Origin of the sequence: Paralcaligenes ureilyticus, assembly GCF_004346225.1 — a bacterium.
GTDB lineage: Bacteria > Pseudomonadota > Gammaproteobacteria > Burkholderiales > Burkholderiaceae_B > Paralcaligenes > Paralcaligenes ureilyticus.
Genome location: NZ_SMAJ01000016.1, coordinates 16,102 through 31,232, shown reverse-complemented (window position 1 = coordinate 31,232; position 15,131 = coordinate 16,102). Strand labels below are relative to the sequence as shown.

Annotated in this window: 12 protein-coding genes; 4 read left to right on the top strand and 8 right to left on the bottom strand. The window is 56.9% G+C overall.

Translation table 11 applies throughout. The annotated features are described in order from the left end of the window. Window positions 1–10 precede the first annotated feature (10 nt). From EDC26_RS16410 to EDC26_RS16400, 3 genes are all read right to left on the bottom strand, one after another. The gene (locus tag EDC26_RS16410) at window positions 11–1,042 is read right to left on the bottom strand and encodes a Bug family tripartite tricarboxylate transporter substrate binding protein (RefSeq protein WP_165931058.1); all 1,032 of its coding nucleotides are present in this window, start codon (window positions 1,040–1,042) and stop codon (window positions 11–13) included. Window positions 1,043–1,119: 77 nt separating this feature from the next. Further along, window positions 1,120–2,025, bottom strand: coding sequence for an isocitrate lyase/PEP mutase family protein (locus tag EDC26_RS16405; RefSeq protein ID WP_132584625.1), 906 nt, complete (start codon window positions 2,023–2,025; stop codon window positions 1,120–1,122). Between the two features lie 139 nt (window positions 2,026–2,164). Continuing rightward, window positions 2,165–2,869, bottom strand: a complete 705-nt coding sequence (locus EDC26_RS16400; RefSeq protein WP_132584623.1) for a GntR family transcriptional regulator — start codon at window positions 2,867–2,869, stop codon at window positions 2,165–2,167. A gap of 323 nt (window positions 2,870–3,192) precedes the next feature. Between EDC26_RS16400 and acnA the strand changes: the two genes are divergently transcribed. From acnA to EDC26_RS16380, 4 genes are read left to right on the top strand one after another with little or no spacing between them, the layout of a single operon-like run. After that, window positions 3,193–5,910, top strand: a complete 2,718-nt coding sequence (acnA, locus tag EDC26_RS16395) for an aconitate hydratase AcnA (RefSeq protein WP_132584621.1) — start codon at window positions 3,193–3,195, stop codon at window positions 5,908–5,910. A gap of 3 nt (window positions 5,911–5,913) precedes the next feature. Then, window positions 5,914–7,284 carry an amidohydrolase family protein gene (locus tag EDC26_RS16390; protein WP_132584618.1) on the top strand — a complete coding sequence of 457 codons (1,371 nt, stop codon included), beginning with the start codon at window positions 5,914–5,916 and terminating at the stop codon, window positions 7,282–7,284. Window positions 7,285–7,315: 31 nt separating this feature from the next. Beyond that, window positions 7,316–8,035 carry an isochorismatase family protein gene (locus EDC26_RS16385; RefSeq protein WP_132584616.1) on the top strand — a complete coding sequence of 240 codons (720 nt, stop codon included), beginning with the start codon at window positions 7,316–7,318 and terminating at the stop codon, window positions 8,033–8,035. Window positions 8,036–8,068: 33 nt separating this feature from the next. Then, window positions 8,069–9,097, top strand: a complete 1,029-nt coding sequence (locus EDC26_RS16380) for a CobW family GTP-binding protein (protein WP_132584614.1) — start codon at window positions 8,069–8,071, stop codon at window positions 9,095–9,097. A 63-nt stretch (window positions 9,098–9,160) separates the two neighbouring features. Here the strand turns inward: EDC26_RS16380 and EDC26_RS16375 are convergent, their stop codons facing one another. The 5 genes from EDC26_RS16375 to EDC26_RS16355 form a co-directional block, all read right to left on the bottom strand. Further along, window positions 9,161–10,654: a sensor domain-containing diguanylate cyclase gene (locus EDC26_RS16375; protein ID WP_165931056.1), complete on the bottom strand. Its 1,494-nt coding sequence runs from the start codon at window positions 10,652–10,654 to the stop codon at window positions 9,161–9,163. A 227-nt stretch (window positions 10,655–10,881) separates the two neighbouring features. After that, window positions 10,882–12,090 (bottom strand): MFS transporter, encoded by a 1,209-nt coding sequence (locus tag EDC26_RS16370; RefSeq protein ID WP_132584610.1) that lies wholly within the window; start codon window positions 12,088–12,090, stop codon window positions 10,882–10,884. Between the two features lie 126 nt (window positions 12,091–12,216). Then, complete coding sequence (locus EDC26_RS16365; RefSeq protein WP_132584608.1) at window positions 12,217–12,531, bottom strand: hypothetical protein; 315 nt, start codon at window positions 12,529–12,531, stop codon at window positions 12,217–12,219. Window positions 12,532–12,784: 253 nt separating this feature from the next. Next, window positions 12,785–13,756 (bottom strand): Bug family tripartite tricarboxylate transporter substrate binding protein, encoded by a 972-nt coding sequence (locus tag EDC26_RS16360; RefSeq protein WP_165931055.1) that lies wholly within the window; start codon window positions 13,754–13,756, stop codon window positions 12,785–12,787. A gap of 58 nt (window positions 13,757–13,814) precedes the next feature. Then, window positions 13,815–15,032, bottom strand: coding sequence for an amidohydrolase family protein (locus tag EDC26_RS16355; RefSeq protein ID WP_132584604.1), 1,218 nt, complete (start codon window positions 15,030–15,032; stop codon window positions 13,815–13,817). Window positions 15,033–15,131 lie beyond the last annotated feature (99 nt).

Genomic DNA, 15,131 nt, shown 5'->3' with positions numbered 1-15,131 from the left:
GACTGCTTCCTTAATCGATCGATATGCCGGAAATTTTGACGGCTTTCTCCCATTGCTCGATCTGCTTGGCCTGGAAATCCGCAGTTTGCTTGGGCGTTGTCGGCATTGGCTTGAGGCCCAGCTTGGCCATTTTGTCTTTCATATCGGCCTGGTTCAAGACATCGGCCATGTCGGCGGAGATCTTTGCAACGATGGCGGGAGGCGTGTTTTTGGGAGCAAAGATAGCCGAGAAGGGGGCGATGTCGTATCCCGGAAACCCTTGGCTGGCAATAGTAGGGTAGTGATTACCGCTATAGTCCTGAGCCGTGGTGAGGCCGATGACTTTGAGTCGCCCCGCCTTGATCATGGGTTGGGCCGCAGGCAGTCCGGTAATACCCAGCGGGACTGTGCCGCCCATCACGTCATTGAGCATAGGTGAACTGCCCTTGTAGGGTACATGAACGAGTTTGAATTTACCCTGTTCCTTCAGCAGTTCCATGGACAAATTGCTGGCCGTGCCGTTACCGTCCGATCCATAGCTGTACTTGTTGGGGTCTTTCTTCGCCAAGGCAATCAGCTCTTGCAGATTGTTGGCGGGAAAATTGGGGTTGGCGACAATGACGTTGGAATAGATTACCGCCAGGCTGACCGGTTCGAAATCTTTCTGGGGGTCATAGGGGAGCGACTTGTAGAGCCATTTGTTGATCGCGTGCGAGCCCGTTACGCCCAGGATTAGCGTGTAACCGTCAGGCTTCGCGCGAGCAACCATGGCCGAACCGATATCGCCGCCCGCACCGGGTCGGTTCTCGATGATCACGGATTGCCCCCATTTCTTGGATAGCGCCGCGCCTAGCGACCGACCCACGATATCGGTCGGGCCTCCCGGTGTAAAGGGCACCACAATAGTGACCGGCCGCGAGGGGAAGCTGGCTGCGGACTCCGCCGAAGCCTGCGCCGTCATGCCAAGCCCCAGCAGCGTCGCCGACAACCAACATGCCTTGATAAATCCCCGGCGCATCCGGGAACCCATTGTCGAATCATCTTGCCTGGTAGAACATTTCATCTTTTTGTCTCCGATTTATGAAAAATAAAAAATGGAACACCGATTCATATCGGTTTATGGCCTAGAAAGCCGCGACCTCAAAAGGGTTCAGGATCCAGGGTAGTAAGGCGCTTCTCAAGCTCGCGCATTTCCTCGTAGCCCATAAGCTTCATGATGTCTTCGATTCCCACCAGCAAATCGGGGCGGTCGATCGGCTGTCCGGTTGTGATCACTTCCTGCATAAGCTTCAGCGCCTGGGTCATGGCATGGATCGCGGCGGCCGGCAACATGCGAGGCAAGCTGATGCGCTTGACTCCAATGGCTTTCAGCCGTGGAATAGGAATGATCGGCGTCGTGGGACGGGAGCGGATGCCGAACCCCATGTTGACACTAAGGGGAATCCCCGCCGCATCGACCAGGCGCTTGATATCGTCTTCGGTGCGTACCGCATCGGGGAACAGCATATCGGCACCTGCGGCGGCATAGGCTTTGGCACGCTTGACGGCCCCGTCAATGCCCTCGACCGCAATAGCGTCTGTGCGGGCGATAATGACAAAGTCATCGTCGCGCCTGGCCAGACAGGCAGCCTCTATTTTCTTGACCATTTCAGCCAGGCTGACGACATCTTTGCCGGGCATGTGGCCGCAACGCTTGGGGCTGACCTGGTCTTCCAGATTGATACCCGCGACGCCCGCCTCTTCGAATTGCCGCACAGTATGGAATACGTTCACCGGATTGCCATAGCCCGTGTCGGCATCGGCAGTCAGTGGAATGGATACCGAGCGGGCAAGGTTGCGGCAGTGATTCACGTTTTCAGCCAGGCCCATGACACCGATATCGGCCACGCCCAACAGGGAATTGGATAAGGCCGCTCCACTGGTGGCCGCGGTTTTAAAGCCGGCGGCCTCGACCAGGCGAATGCTGTAGCCGTCATAGACGCCCGGCGAAACAATAAACGCCTCGTTCTTTAGAAGCTCTCGGAATTTGCGGGGGTTACTGGTCATGAACTGGTTCCTGAAATGTAGCTGGGGCTCATTCTGATATGAGAAAAAATAGGAAGTCTGCTGAAAACGCCATGCTGTCAGCAAGACGCCGGGGCTCGGCCTATTCGGCGCTTGCGCCGCATACCCCGTCGCCGGGGACTCAGGCTCTTCGACCCGAAGAGAAATCCGACTCGACCAGATGCTCCGACAGATGCTGCGCCGCCCGCCCGATATGCGAGCGCATCAGGGATTCAGCCAGATCGGCATCGCGCGCCTTGATAGCCCTGAGAATCTGCCAATGCTCTGCGTACGCATCGTGCTTGCGCTCGAGCACGGTACCCGAATGCCGTCGATAGATGCGCAATAAATGGTACAAATCACCGCACAGGGCATTGATAATCCGTTGGTTGCCGCTCGCATGAACAATGCGCTCATGGAAATCGAACACGCGCGGCATATCGGTCCGGTTACCGTCCAGTTGAAGCTGCCGGTCCCGTTCAAGCTCCGACGACAACGCTGCGATTTCAGCATCGCTCATGCGTCGGGTCGCAAGATTGCAGGCAACCCCTTCAAGTGCCATGCGCATCTGGAAGAGCTCGAGTGCCGATTGCCCCGACAAAGAAACCACTCGCGCTTTGACATAAGGCTCGCGCGTTACCAGTTGAATGCCTTGCAGCCGGCGAACCGCTTCTCGCACCGGTCCGCGGCTGACACCGAACTCCTGCGCCAGCGTTACTTCATTGATGATGCTGCCCGGCGGCAGCCGGCCCTGATATATGGCGTCCAGCATTTGCCCGAACACCCGCTCGGAAAGCGGTTCCTGGGAATCGCCACTGCGCACCAGAGTAGTTTGAGATTGAGTCATAGTGTTAACAGATTATCAGCCACCTATGAATTGTGTCAACTTTTTAGGCAAGACAGCGGCGAAATAAAAAATGGGTATCCTATAAGGCCGCGCTCCAGATTAAGGGAAAATACCTATATTTTATATAGTTATTGAGGGGTTTCTATAACATATACTCGTATCTATGCCGTAAAGACAGAGCCAATAGGCTTGCTGAGATTGCCCTAGTATTTTAAACAGTTCTATAAAAGTGTCGACATTTTAATCGTGCGTAGTCAATAATGAAATTCAGGTATCCCATAAAGACCGAGTCTTCACTGTTTCCTGTCATCGAGTAGCCCGCCATGATTGCCACGCTTTCCATCCGCGATCGCACTCTGCGCTATGCCGGCATTGCCTCCGAGGCAGAGGCGGCAGGCCAGGACATCGCCGCCTTTCCTTATGTGATTCGAATATTGCTGGAAAATCTGTGCAGGCACCGTGCGTGGGGCGACCCTGTCGCCATCGGCGAAATCCAGGCCTTGCTGAATTGGCGCGACAACACCGGTGTGGACCTGCCTTTGTATGTCACCCGCGTGATTCTGCCCGACTCCAGCGGCCTGCCTGTCCTGCAAGACCTTGCGGCGTTGCGCGATGCGGTCGCGGGCCACCATGGCGATGTAAAGGCCGTCGATACCCGCATCCCCGTGGATCTGATCGTCGATCACTCTTTGCAAGTCGACAATTGGGCGGGTCCCGACGCCGTGGCGCGCAACCTGCATCGTGAATTTGAACGCAATGAAGAACGCTACCGTTTCCTGAAATGGGCGCAGCAGGCTTTCAACGGAGTGCGCGTATTTCCCCCCGGCACCGGCATCATCCACCAAGTCAATCTCGAGCACATCGCTCCGGTAATCTCATGCACGGACCGTGCCGACGGCACATGGGCCTATCCCGATTTCGTCATCGGCGGCGACTCCCACACCCCCATGATCAACGCCCTGGGCGTATTGGGCTGGGGTGTCGGCGGCATTGACGCCGAGGCGGCGGTGCTGGGCCATGCTTACACCTTTCCCATTCCGGAGGTGATAGGCGTCAGGCTCACGGGAGTGGTACGCGCCCCCGCCCTGACCACCGATGCCGCCTTGCTGGTTACACAAATGCTGCGCAAAGCCGGCGTCGCCGGCAACATGGTGGAATTCTTCGGTCCGGCCGTAGCCGATCTCAGTGTGCCGGAACGTGCCACGATCGCCAATATGGCGCCCGAGTACGGCGCCACTTGCGGCTTTTTCCCCGTCGACGGTCAAACCATCGATTATCTGCGTACAACCGGTCGTACAGCCGAACACATCGAGTCGGTCGAGGCTTATTGCCGCGCCAATCATCTGTTTCGCCTCCCCGGTTCGGAACAACCCCATTACTCGCGCCTGATAGAGATCGATCTCGGCCTGGCCGTGCCCAGCCTGGCGGGTCCGAGCAGGCCCCAGGATCGTCTTGCCGTCGGCGACATACCGGCCGATTTCCGCTCCAGGCTGCATACCCCGCAGGGCCAGGGCGGCTTCGCCGCCGAAGCGGCAGCCCCCGGCTCGACATTGCCGGAACCCTCCTTGCGTCATGGCTCTGTCGTGCTGGCCGCCATCACATCGTGCACGAACACCTCCAATCCTTCCGTCATGCTGGCCGCCGGGCTGCTCGCGCAAAAAGCCGTTGCGCGTGGGCTGAAAGCGGCACCATGGGTCAAGACCTCGCTGGCACCCGGTTCGCGCGCCGTCACCCGTTATCTGGATCAGGCGGGATTGACACCGGCGCTCGAAGCCCTGGGCTTTCATACCATTGGTTATGGCTGTACGACTTGCGGCGGGAAATCCGGGCCTCTCGACCCGGATGTCGTCCAGGAAATCGAAGCGCAAAAGCTGGTGGTCGCTGCTGTCTTGTCGGGCAACCGCAATTTCGAAGGTCGTATCCATAAGATGATCCGTGCCAATTACATCGGCTCGCCGCCACTGGTGGTCGCCTATGCCTTGGCGGGACGGATCGATATCGACTACGAAAACGAAGCCCTCGCGTGCGACGCCAATGGCAATCCGGTCTATCTGCGCGACTTGTGGCCATCACCGACCGAAATTGCCGCACTGCTGCCCGTCGCCCGGCAGCAGCAATTGTTCGCCGCCACTTACGATCCCGCCAATTTCGACGCCACGATGTGGCATGAGCTGCAGGCGCCGACCGGCCAACGCTTCCCATGGGATCCGTCCTCCCACTACTTGGTGGAGCCGCCGTTCTTTGAAGGCACGCCCGACGACAATGCGCTCGAACGGCTTGCCGACGATCTGCGTGAAGCCCGCGTGCTGGCCGCGTTCGGCGATTCGCTCACCACCGATCATATTTCACCGGGTGGAGAAATCCCCAGTGAAACGCCGGCCGGTCAATACCTGCTGGCTGTCGGCATTCAGCCGCGCGACTTCAACAGCTATGTGGGGCGGCGCTGCAATTTCGAAGTCATGGCTCGCGCCACGTTCGCCAATATCCGTATCAAGAATGCCTTGATGCCCGAGACCGAAGGCGGCCTGACGCGCCATTTTCCCGACGACGTGGAAATGACCATATTCGACGCGGCCCAGGCCTATCGCCGCGAGGGGCGCGGCGTCATTGTGCTGGCCGGTAAAGAATATGGCACGGGCAGCAGCCGCGATTGGGCCGCAAAAGGGTCGGCACTGCTGGGCGTGCGGGCAGTCATCGCAGAATCGTTTGAACGGATCCACAGGGCGAATCTGGTCGGCATGGGTGTCCTGCCGCTGGCCTTTCTTCCAGGCCAGGGATGGCGCCAATTGGGGCTGACAGGAACTGAACGGTTCAGCTTCGAACAGGTGGCGGAGGCTGTAAAAACCGGCAGGCCCGTAGATGTGGCCGCACACCGCGAATCGGGCGATGTGATCCGCTTCCAGGCCATGGCCCAAGTCCTGACGGCCGCCGAACGCGGCTTGATGGCGGCCGGCGGCATACCTAAAAGCGTTCTTCGTTCCTTCATTCCCGCCGAAACTTCCCGGCCCGGCATTTCCGCCGCCTCCACACTATCCCATTGAGATATCGGCATGACTCTAGACACTCTCATCACCAACGCCCGGCTGCTGCTCCCTCATAAAGGATTGACCGACGGTGTGCTTGGCATCAAGGACGGTCGCATCGCCGTCATCGCCGAACATAAGGCCGACCTGGCCGCGCGCGAGGTCATCGATTGCCAGGGCTTGTGGCTGCTGCCCGGCATCATCGATCCCCATGTGCATTTTGGATTCGGCTCGCCCGAAACCGATTTTGAAACCGAATCGCGCAACGCGGCACTGGGCGGCACGACATCGGCCCTGTCGTTTCACCGCTCCAAAGACATACGCGATTCTTTCGAGTCGGCGCGAAACTTGGCCGAACGGCAAAGCTGCATCGACATCGGCTTTCATTTCGGTATCACCAGCCATCTGCATGTCCAAACCCTGGAAGAAATATCGACTCGCTTCGGCGTATCGTCGTACAAGCTCTACATGATGTACAAGGGCGCGGCAGGATTGGCGCAAGGCTTCACCGATATCGACGACGGCCTGCTCTATTCCGCATTGCGCGAAACAGCCCGGATTCCCGGGGCGGTGCTGGGCGTGCATTGCGAAAACGTGGAAGTCATCCCGGTGCTGCGAGACCCATTGCGCGCCGCCGGAAGGGACGACCTGAGGGCCTGGAACGAACAGAGTCCGGATTTCCTCGAGGCCGAGAACGTTCACAGGGTTTGCTACTTTGCCTCCAAGACCCATACACCGGTCAATATCGTGCACCTGAGCAGCCGCGAAGCGCTTGACGAGGTGCGCCGCCACCGCCAGCGCCGCAACGGTCCCCCCATCTATGTCGAAAGCTGCCCGCATTATCTGTTCCTGAATGACGAATCACCCGCCGGCCCTTATGCGAAGGTCAATCCTCCCATACGCGGCCAGGGCGATGTCGAGGCCATGTGGGAGGGAGTCCTGGATGGATCGATCACGACGATCGGGTCGGATCACGTCCCGCGCAAACGCGCCACGAAAGACAAGAATATCTGGGCGGCGAGCAATGGCTTCCCCGGCACCGGCATGATCCTGCCCATTATGCTGCACGAAGGGTACCACCGCCGCCATATTCCTCTTTCCAGAATCATCGAGCTCTGCTCGGCCAACTCGGCGCATATCTACAACATGCCAAACAAAGGCAGCATCGAGATCGGCAAAGACGCCGATCTGCTGGTGGTAGACCCCGACCTGGAGAAAGTGGTCGATCCCGCAACGCTGGAATCCCACGCCGATTATTCGCCCTACGAGGGCATGGCGATCAAGGGATGGCCTGTGCGCACGCTGGTGCGCGGGCGCACCATCATGCAAGACGGGCGCATTACAGATGAAGCGCGAGCCCACCCCGGCGGTCATTTCCTGCGCCGCCTCTGAACAGATATTTATTCATTCGAACGGAAAAATTATGAGCGATACAAAACGAATCTGGGACGACTTCCTTACCGAGCGTGACCAGGAAGTGCTGAAAGTGGCGGGCTACGGAAAACGCGGCGGCTTTGGCAGGCGCCCGGCGTTGTTCATCATCGATGTCCAATACAATTTTTGCGGCGATACCCCGCAGGAAATTCTCGACGGCCTCAAGCAATACCGCACGCATTGCGGCAAAGAAGCCTGGGATGCCGTCGCGCACATGGTGCCGCTTTTGAAGCTGGCGCGCGACAAAAATATTCCCGTGTTCTACACGGAAAGCGGCCGGCGCCCCGACCTGATGGACAGCGGCGTGCAGGTGGGCAAGAATCATCGCGGCGGCGAAAAAACGGTCATCGCGCACACCCATGCTACCGAGACGGTGGAACCCTTGGCGCCGCGGCCGCAGGACATTCGCATCAGCAAACAGAAACCTTCGTGCTTCTTCGGCACGATTTTCATGAGCCACCTGAATTTCCTTGACGTGGATACCCTGATCCTGGTGGGCTGCACTTCGTCTGGATGCCTGCGCGCAACGGCTGTCGACGCCTACTCCTACAACTTCAAGGTCATCATCCCCGAAGAAGCCGCCTTCGACCGCTTCCAGGCCAGCCATGCCATCAATCTGTTCGACCTGAACTGCAAATACGCCGACGTTATTCCCTCGCGCGAGGTGGCAGAATATCTTGAAAATCTGCCTGTGCGGGAAGCCAGCTGACCCTTGGGTGTGTTGACCCTAAAAGAGCCAGCCATGTCGACGAACGATTCGGCTGCAAAGCTGCCCGTCTATCTACTGACGGGATTTCTCGGCAGCGGCAAGACCACGCTTCTTGCGCGGCTGATACATCAGCCCGGGTTCGCCGATACCGCCGTCATCGTCAATGAATTCGGCGCGGTCGGGCTGGATCATGTACTGATCGAGAAATCCGACGACAGCGACATCATGCTGCTCGATTCAGGCTGCCTTTGCTGCGCGACGAACAGCCCGTTGCAGGACTGTCTGGAAGACCTCTACTACCGACGCCTGCGACGCGAAATCCCCTCTTTCGGGCGTGTCGTGGTCGAAACCTCGGGCCTGGCCGACCCGGGCCCGCTCGTCAATGCACTGATGGCCGATCCCTCGGTGGCCGCCCATTATCGATTCGCCGGTGTGGTCACTACCCTGGATGCCGTCCATGGCCGAGACGCGCTGGCATCCTTTCGCGAAGCAGCCACTCAGCTTGCCCTGGCCGACCGCATCGTGATCACCAAGGCCGACCTGGCGTCGCCATCCGATCTGGCGGCCATCGGAGCGGCGGCCACCCAAGGCAACCCCTACGCCAGCCTTTTACAATCTCCGCTGCCGGATGCCTGTGCCCCGCACGACATTCTGGCGGGCCTTCAGACACATGACATCCGGCTGCAGCCGGCGCAGGGCCATGACGAGTCTACCCAGCCGCCAGGGCGGTTCGCCCATCTGTTCCGATACGGTATTTCAAGCCATGTGCTGCGCGTCGAACAAGCCGTGGGCTGGCCGCAGTATGCAGCCTGGGTGGATGCCATGCAGCGAGAGCTGGGTGAGCATCTGTTGCGGGTGAAAGGTATCCTGCCGTTCGACGACGGCCATGTCTATGCCATCCATGGCGTACATCATCTTTTCAGCCCGCCGCAAATGCTGGGTGGGACGATTCCACGCCCCGCATTGGGAACCGTAGTGGTGATCGCGCAAGATATCTCGGCAAGCGAGCTTGGGCGCATTTTTCCTTTGCTAAAAGGAGAAATGCGCCAGGAGGATGGATAAATTCCTGCTGCGCAATCTGCTTTTTGCTAGCGAGCAGGCGACTGTCACTACCGTCAATCCTCCCTAGGCCACGATCCGGTTTCGCCCAAGCCTCTTGGCTTCGTAAAGCATTTTATCGGCTCTGGTAAATAAGGCATCAAGCGACTCGCCAACTATGTGATAGGCAACGCCGCCGCTTAGAGTCACGGACAGGCCGGCATTGTCGCCACGGAATTTGAATTGTTCTACGCTGCGGCGGATACGCTCAGCCATATCTACCGCCGCAGGCAAGCCCGAGCAGCGCATGAACACCGCCAGTTCTTCTCCGCCATAGCGCACCGCCAAGTCCTCCTTTCTGGTGACGCTGCGGATATTTTCGCCTACGCGTTTAAGAACATCATCTCCAACCAAGTGCCCATATTCATCGTTCACCTTCTTGAATAAATCAAGATCAAACACCACCAACCCAAATCCGGCCCCGGAATCATGGTTATGCGCGCTGATCGCGGCTTCGCACCACTCGTTCATGTACAAACGGGTGTTCAGGCCGGTAAGGTGATCGTGATTAGCCTTTTTTACAAGCTCGACCCCGTATCTCCATCGTTGGAAGACAACTACGCCAATCAACAATGCAAGAAAAGCAAACAACGAAAATATTGCGGTGAGTTCAACCACAATTGACCAGTACATCGAAGCCGGCAGATGCAGATACAGCCGTAGTCCGAGATCGGGGAAATGAAAAGATTTTTGCAAAAACGAACGGCCCGGAATACCGCCAAATTCGACAAAGCGAAGCTTGTCTGCAAGCACATTTCCCAAAATCGAAGAAATCTCAGGGACGTTGTCGCCATACCCGCGGTGCGCGATAATCGCTTTACGTGTTTCGGCGGGAATGGGTCGAATCGCCTTGAATACAAAGAAGCTCAACGGAGATATGACCACCACCCCGTTATCGTCCGTAACAAGGTCAAGCTCATTATCTTTGTGCCAGAATTCTTCCAGCCGGGCTTGCAACGCGTCGAAAGACATCTTTGCTACAACAACGCCGCGAATCTCGCCGTCGACCGTTACTGGACGAGCAAGGTAGTAGCCCGCTTTCTTGCTGGTGATGCCTTTGGCGATATAGCGGCCGGTCTGACCGGCCAACGCTTCCTCAAAGTATGGCCGGAACGCGTAATTATGGCCGACGAATGAATCGTGCGCGCGCCAATTGCTTGCCGCCAGGCAGTTGCCGTTAATGTCCATAACATAAATCACGTCTAGTTGAACATTTCGAGCCGTTTCTTCGAGTACCTTGTTTTCTTCTTCCACCGCGGCCGGGCTTGGCGCAGCCAGCAAATCTCGAACCGATCGCGTCGCTGCCAAAACCTGCGGCACCGACAAAGTTTTTTGTGTTTCAAGTCGAAAAAGATTTTTGCGGCCAGCGCCGCTCTGATTGAAGATAACGTTCAGGCGTTCCAGGGCAAGGCGCTTGCTCTCTAGAAATCCGGTCGCCACGCATGCTGCCAGAACCAAGGTGATTAGCGATACCCAACGCCAATCTCTTTTCATTTTCGAAAAGAGGTTCAATTGGCCCATGAGAAGCATCTCCGTTACGTTCGGCGGGAGTTTCCGGAACCGCCTTTCCCTAGGTGAACATTCAATCTCGAGTAATAATAGACCAATTCGTGATTCGGGGGTGCCCAGAAAAATTAAAGCAGGAACGCTGCAACAAGAATATTCATAAGGGTTTCGAAGGGCCTATGAGTGTCCACGATTCGAATTTCTGGCTCAGTGCTTGCGTGAATACTCACCGGAGCACTGAATCAACGCATAGCCCCTGCGGCCCCCAGCCTGGGTATGAGGCGCCAGGCAATGATCCAGCCCACGGCTTGTGTGGTGACCAACACAGCAACCGTTGCCGGCCAGGCACCCGAAGAGTATGCGATGGCGCAGACCCAGGCGCCGGTGAAGCCGCCGCAATAATAGGCGGTGTAATACAGGCCACTGGCCAGCGAGCGCCCACTGGTGATGCGGTACGCAATGAAGCTCATTGTGGCGGACTGCGTGATGAACGTTCCGCAGGCTGCAATGGCCAGCGCGGCCACAATGCCCCAGGCCGGATGTACAAGGGTAAGCAAAACGCCCAGCGCCGAAGTGGCCACCGATAGCAGGATAGTGTGCCGGACGCCGATTCGTGGAATCACACCGCCGGTCAGTGGCGTGACGACCATGCCCAGCAAGTACACAGCAAAGATATTGGCCAGGTCGCCGGAGCTGAAGTAATAGGGTGCCTGCGCCAGGTGCAGGTTTACGAATGTGAATAGCCCAACCTGTGCGAACAACACCGTGAACCCTAGTGCGCACGCGGTCTGTAGTGACGGATTGCGTACCAGTTTAGCCAACGCTGCCATGCTGGTGGCAAAGCGGCTATTGGCTACGAAATGGCGCGAAGCGGGAAGGCCGCGCCATACTACGGCGGTGCCGGCCAGGTTAAGCGCGGCCATGACTTCAAATGATGTTCGCCATGACATGACTTCAGCCAAGTGGCCCAGCAGGAAGCGGCCGCTAAAGCCGCCCAGCACGCAGCCAGTGACATAAATGGTTATGATCCGCACCATGGTGGTTCCGCGAAACTCTTCGCCCACATAGGCCATAAGAACCACCGATACGCCCGGCACGGTCAGGCCTTGCAGAAAGCGCAACAGCAGCAGGCCATGCACTGTTTGCACTTGGGACATCAGCGCAGTGGGCACGGCCAGTAGAAACACTGACGCCACGATTAGCCATTTTCGCCCCAAGGCATCCGAGAGCATGCCGACAAAGGGTGAAATCAGTGCTACAGCCAGGACCGTTATGCCCACGGCATTGCCGATTTCAACCACGGTTGCGCTCAGGTCGTTTTGCAACTGCGGCAAAATAGACTGTACCGAATACACCTGAATAAAGGCGAACAGGCCGATCAGTGCCACAGTCAGGATGAGCAGTGGGCCTGGGTGGTCGTTGTAGTCAGTCGAAGAAATGGAAGCAGGCATTATGATGGGCGGGTCGACGCACGGCAGCCAGGCTGGATCCGACTGTGTGGCGGAAAACCTGTTGGAATACTTGGCCAATGGCCTTGCATAGCCAAGAGGTTAACAGGGAATGAAGGCGGATTCCTGTCAGGCCTGGAAGCGCCTCTCCCATTCCTCGACCTCGGCCAGGCCCAGGTATGTGTTGTACTCGGCCGCGCTGAGCATGCGGCTGCGCATCGCGCCGGTATGACCGTCCTCGCGCAGGTGCCCCAGCGCCTCGCGCATGGCAAAGCCCAGGGCGTTGCGGATGAGGGACGGGTAAATGGCCAAGGCGATGCCCAGCTTGTGCAACTGATCCGAGTGCAGCCCGGCCAGCGGGCCACCCGTATCCAGGTTGAACATGCATGGCGCTTCGACCTTTTCCGTAACGTCGCGGATTTCATGAGCGCGCCGACAGTGCATCCTATCGCAACAAAAACGGAAACCGTCTCGTCTCGATCTGGACCGTTTGCCGTCGAAATTCATTCAGCATGGAGTTACAGCGAATGAGCGTTTTGCGGCAACCATCGAGGACATATTGTCGGGCGAGACGGACTCTGTTTGTGCGGCACCGGCGATCAGTTCTTTACGCATCTGAGCCTCCTTGCCGGATAAGAATCATCAACATCCCGGCCTGTCTCGCCTCAAGCTGCTTGCCGTCCGATTAGGAAATCAATTATTGGCCTCCCTTCGGTTCTTTTGGCAGATTCTTCCATTTTGATATTTCAGACCGAATAAATGTTTTGAACTCATCTGGAGTCGTAGCCGCTGGTGTAATCCCTCGGTCCGCAAACTGCTTCGATAATGAAGGATCGTTCAACACTTCAGCTATGGTTTTGGACAGCTTCCCGGTAATCTCATCTGGAGTTCCAGACGGTGCCAACAGCCCGAACCACGTCCCGGCGATAAATCCTTTAATACCGCTCTCATCAAGGGTCGGTACATTGGGAGCCATGGCGGAGCGCTCCGCCGTCGTCACGGCAAGCGCCTTCAATTTGCCGCCTTGAACTAAAGGAAGTACAGCGGTTACCGTGTCGAAGCTGACTTGCACTTGGCCACCCACCAGATCCGTAATAGACGGGCCGCTCCCTTTGTATGGTATGTGCGTCATCTTGACCCCGGCCAGACTATTGAACAGTTCACCAGTTAAATGGTTGGACGTATTGTTGCCAAAGGAAGAAAAGTTAACCTCATGGGGATGTTCCTTTGCATACTTGATCAATTCCGATACGTTGTTCGGCGGAAAACCTGGGTTGGCTACCAACAAGAAAGGGACTTTGCCAACAAGCGATATCGGTTTAAAGTCTGTTTCTATGTTGAATGGGATGTTTTCCATTGTCGCTGGTGCGATCGAGGTTTCAGCGGAAGCGCCGAACAACAAGGTATATCCGTTGGGATTGGATCGAGCAACCAGCGAGGCGCCGATCGTCCCGCCTGCACCGGGGCGGTTTTCAACTACAAAGGTTTGGCCGAGTTTTTTACTCATATTCTCAGCGACTAATCGAGCTGCTGTGTCGGTGCTTCCTCCAGGTGGATAGGCCACGATCATTGTTACTGAGTGGGAGGGGTAGTCGGTGGCAGCCAGCGCTGGGGAAACCACCGCACACGCAGCCGAGATAGCTGCGCATAATGCAATTGACTTAATCATACCGTTCACTCCTTTTTTCATTGTCGAAAATATAGAACATCATCAGCGCGAGACAACTTCAGATAGCTTGCCGCTTTCGTTTGTCGGAAACGACCACGCCGTCTTTTATGACCAAGTGCAGTTGTCGAAGATGGTCGATGTTGTCCAAGGGGTTTGCCCCGACCACGATGAGGTCGGCCACTTTGCCGACCTCTACGGTGCCAAGATCATTTTCTGCACCGCAAATAGCGGCGCCATGTTTTGTTGCTGCGATCAGCGTCTGCCAGGGCGTTGCCCCACATCGGGTCCATAAGCCCATCTCAAGGAGCGCGGCATCTTTTAGTGGCCTGATATCCGAGCCCAGAGCCATCTTTACCCCGGCTTTGACTGCTTTGGCGAACCACTCGGTATGATCCTCGGCGGCTGCCTCTGCGCGACAGCAGAGCGCATGTGATAAGCCTCGTTGTTTGGTCCATAGGCTTTCCCATTTGTTGGATGCTTGCTTTGGAGTTAAATGGCTAATGGCTAAAGTCGGGACGAGCCATGTGTCGTATTCGAGAAGCAGTTCAATGCATTCATCATCCATGATGTAGCCATGTTCGATACTATGGGCCCCCATCGTAATGGCAGCTTTCACCGCATTGGGATGGGTAGCGTGCGCCATAATCTTGAACCCGCGCAAGCGGCAAATATCGAAAGCGGCTTTTAATTCCTCATCGAGAAGGAAGGACTGTGTATGCAGATCCCAAGCTGGACCCATAATGCCGCCGGAAAGATTCAGCTTGATATGGTCGACGCCGTTCTTGATTTCTTCACGGATCGCTTTCACGAACCCGTAGGGTCCGTCACATTCGAGCGCGTGCCCGGAATGAAGGAAATGCCCTCCCGTAGTTGTGAGGAAGTGACCGCTTGCAAACACTCGGGGGCCCACGTATTGATCGGCCTCGAAGGCGCGTCGCCACGCGACATCCATGTAGTGATGAGAACCCGCGCACCGGAAACCGACCATGCCAGAGTCTTTGAGAGCACTGCGCAGGCGATGCCCGAAAAGCGCAACCTGCTCGGGCAGTGGCATTTCCGAAAGCGAATGGTAGTCAGGATGAACGTGTACGTCCCACAAACCCGGAAGCAAGTACGCTCCATTCGCATCGACGACAGAGTCTTCGGCGCCTGCTGGCTCATCGCCGCCATGCCTTATCTTTTTTATGCGCTTGTCCTCGATAACTATGCTGGTGTTAGGTATTGGCGCAGGATTCACACAATCGATCAGTGTGGCGTTTTTGATAATAGTTCGCATAAGAGCCTAAAAACAAAATGAGGTTGATGGTGTGGACGACATCATTGCATTTACTTAACAGGCGCAAACGGTCGCTTGCATAAAGGTATACCGAGAAAC

Excerpts from the sequence above, each read along its gene's own strand:
- EDC26_RS16385 (WP_132584616.1), top strand. The coding sequence starts at position 7,316 with ATGAGCGATACAAAACGAATCTGGGACGACTTCCTTACCGAGCGTGAC.
- EDC26_RS16365 (WP_132584608.1), bottom strand. The coding sequence starts at position 12,531 with ATGCACTGTCGGCGCGCTCATGAAATCCGCGACGTTACGGAAAAGGTC.
- EDC26_RS16405 (WP_132584625.1), bottom strand. The coding sequence starts at position 2,025 with ATGACCAGTAACCCCCGCAAATTCCGAGAGCTTCTAAAGAACGAGGCG.
- EDC26_RS16375 (WP_165931056.1), bottom strand. The coding sequence starts at position 10,654 with ATGGGCCAATTGAACCTCTTTTCGAAAATGAAAAGAGATTGGCGTTGG.
- EDC26_RS16380 (WP_132584614.1), top strand. The coding sequence starts at position 8,069 with ATGTCGACGAACGATTCGGCTGCAAAGCTGCCCGTCTATCTACTGACG.
- acnA (WP_132584621.1), top strand. The coding sequence starts at position 3,193 with ATGATTGCCACGCTTTCCATCCGCGATCGCACTCTGCGCTATGCCGGC.
- EDC26_RS16370 (WP_132584610.1), bottom strand. The coding sequence starts at position 12,090 with ATGCCTGCTTCCATTTCTTCGACTGACTACAACGACCACCCAGGCCCA.
- EDC26_RS16355 (WP_132584604.1), bottom strand. The coding sequence starts at position 15,032 with ATGCGAACTATTATCAAAAACGCCACACTGATCGATTGTGTGAATCCT.
- EDC26_RS16360 (WP_165931055.1), bottom strand. The coding sequence starts at position 13,756 with ATGATTAAGTCAATTGCATTATGCGCAGCTATCTCGGCTGCGTGTGCG.
- EDC26_RS16410 (WP_165931058.1), bottom strand. The coding sequence starts at position 1,042 with ATGAAATGTTCTACCAGGCAAGATGATTCGACAATGGGTTCCCGGATG.
- EDC26_RS16400 (WP_132584623.1), bottom strand. The coding sequence starts at position 2,869 with ATGACTCAATCTCAAACTACTCTGGTGCGCAGTGGCGATTCCCAGGAA.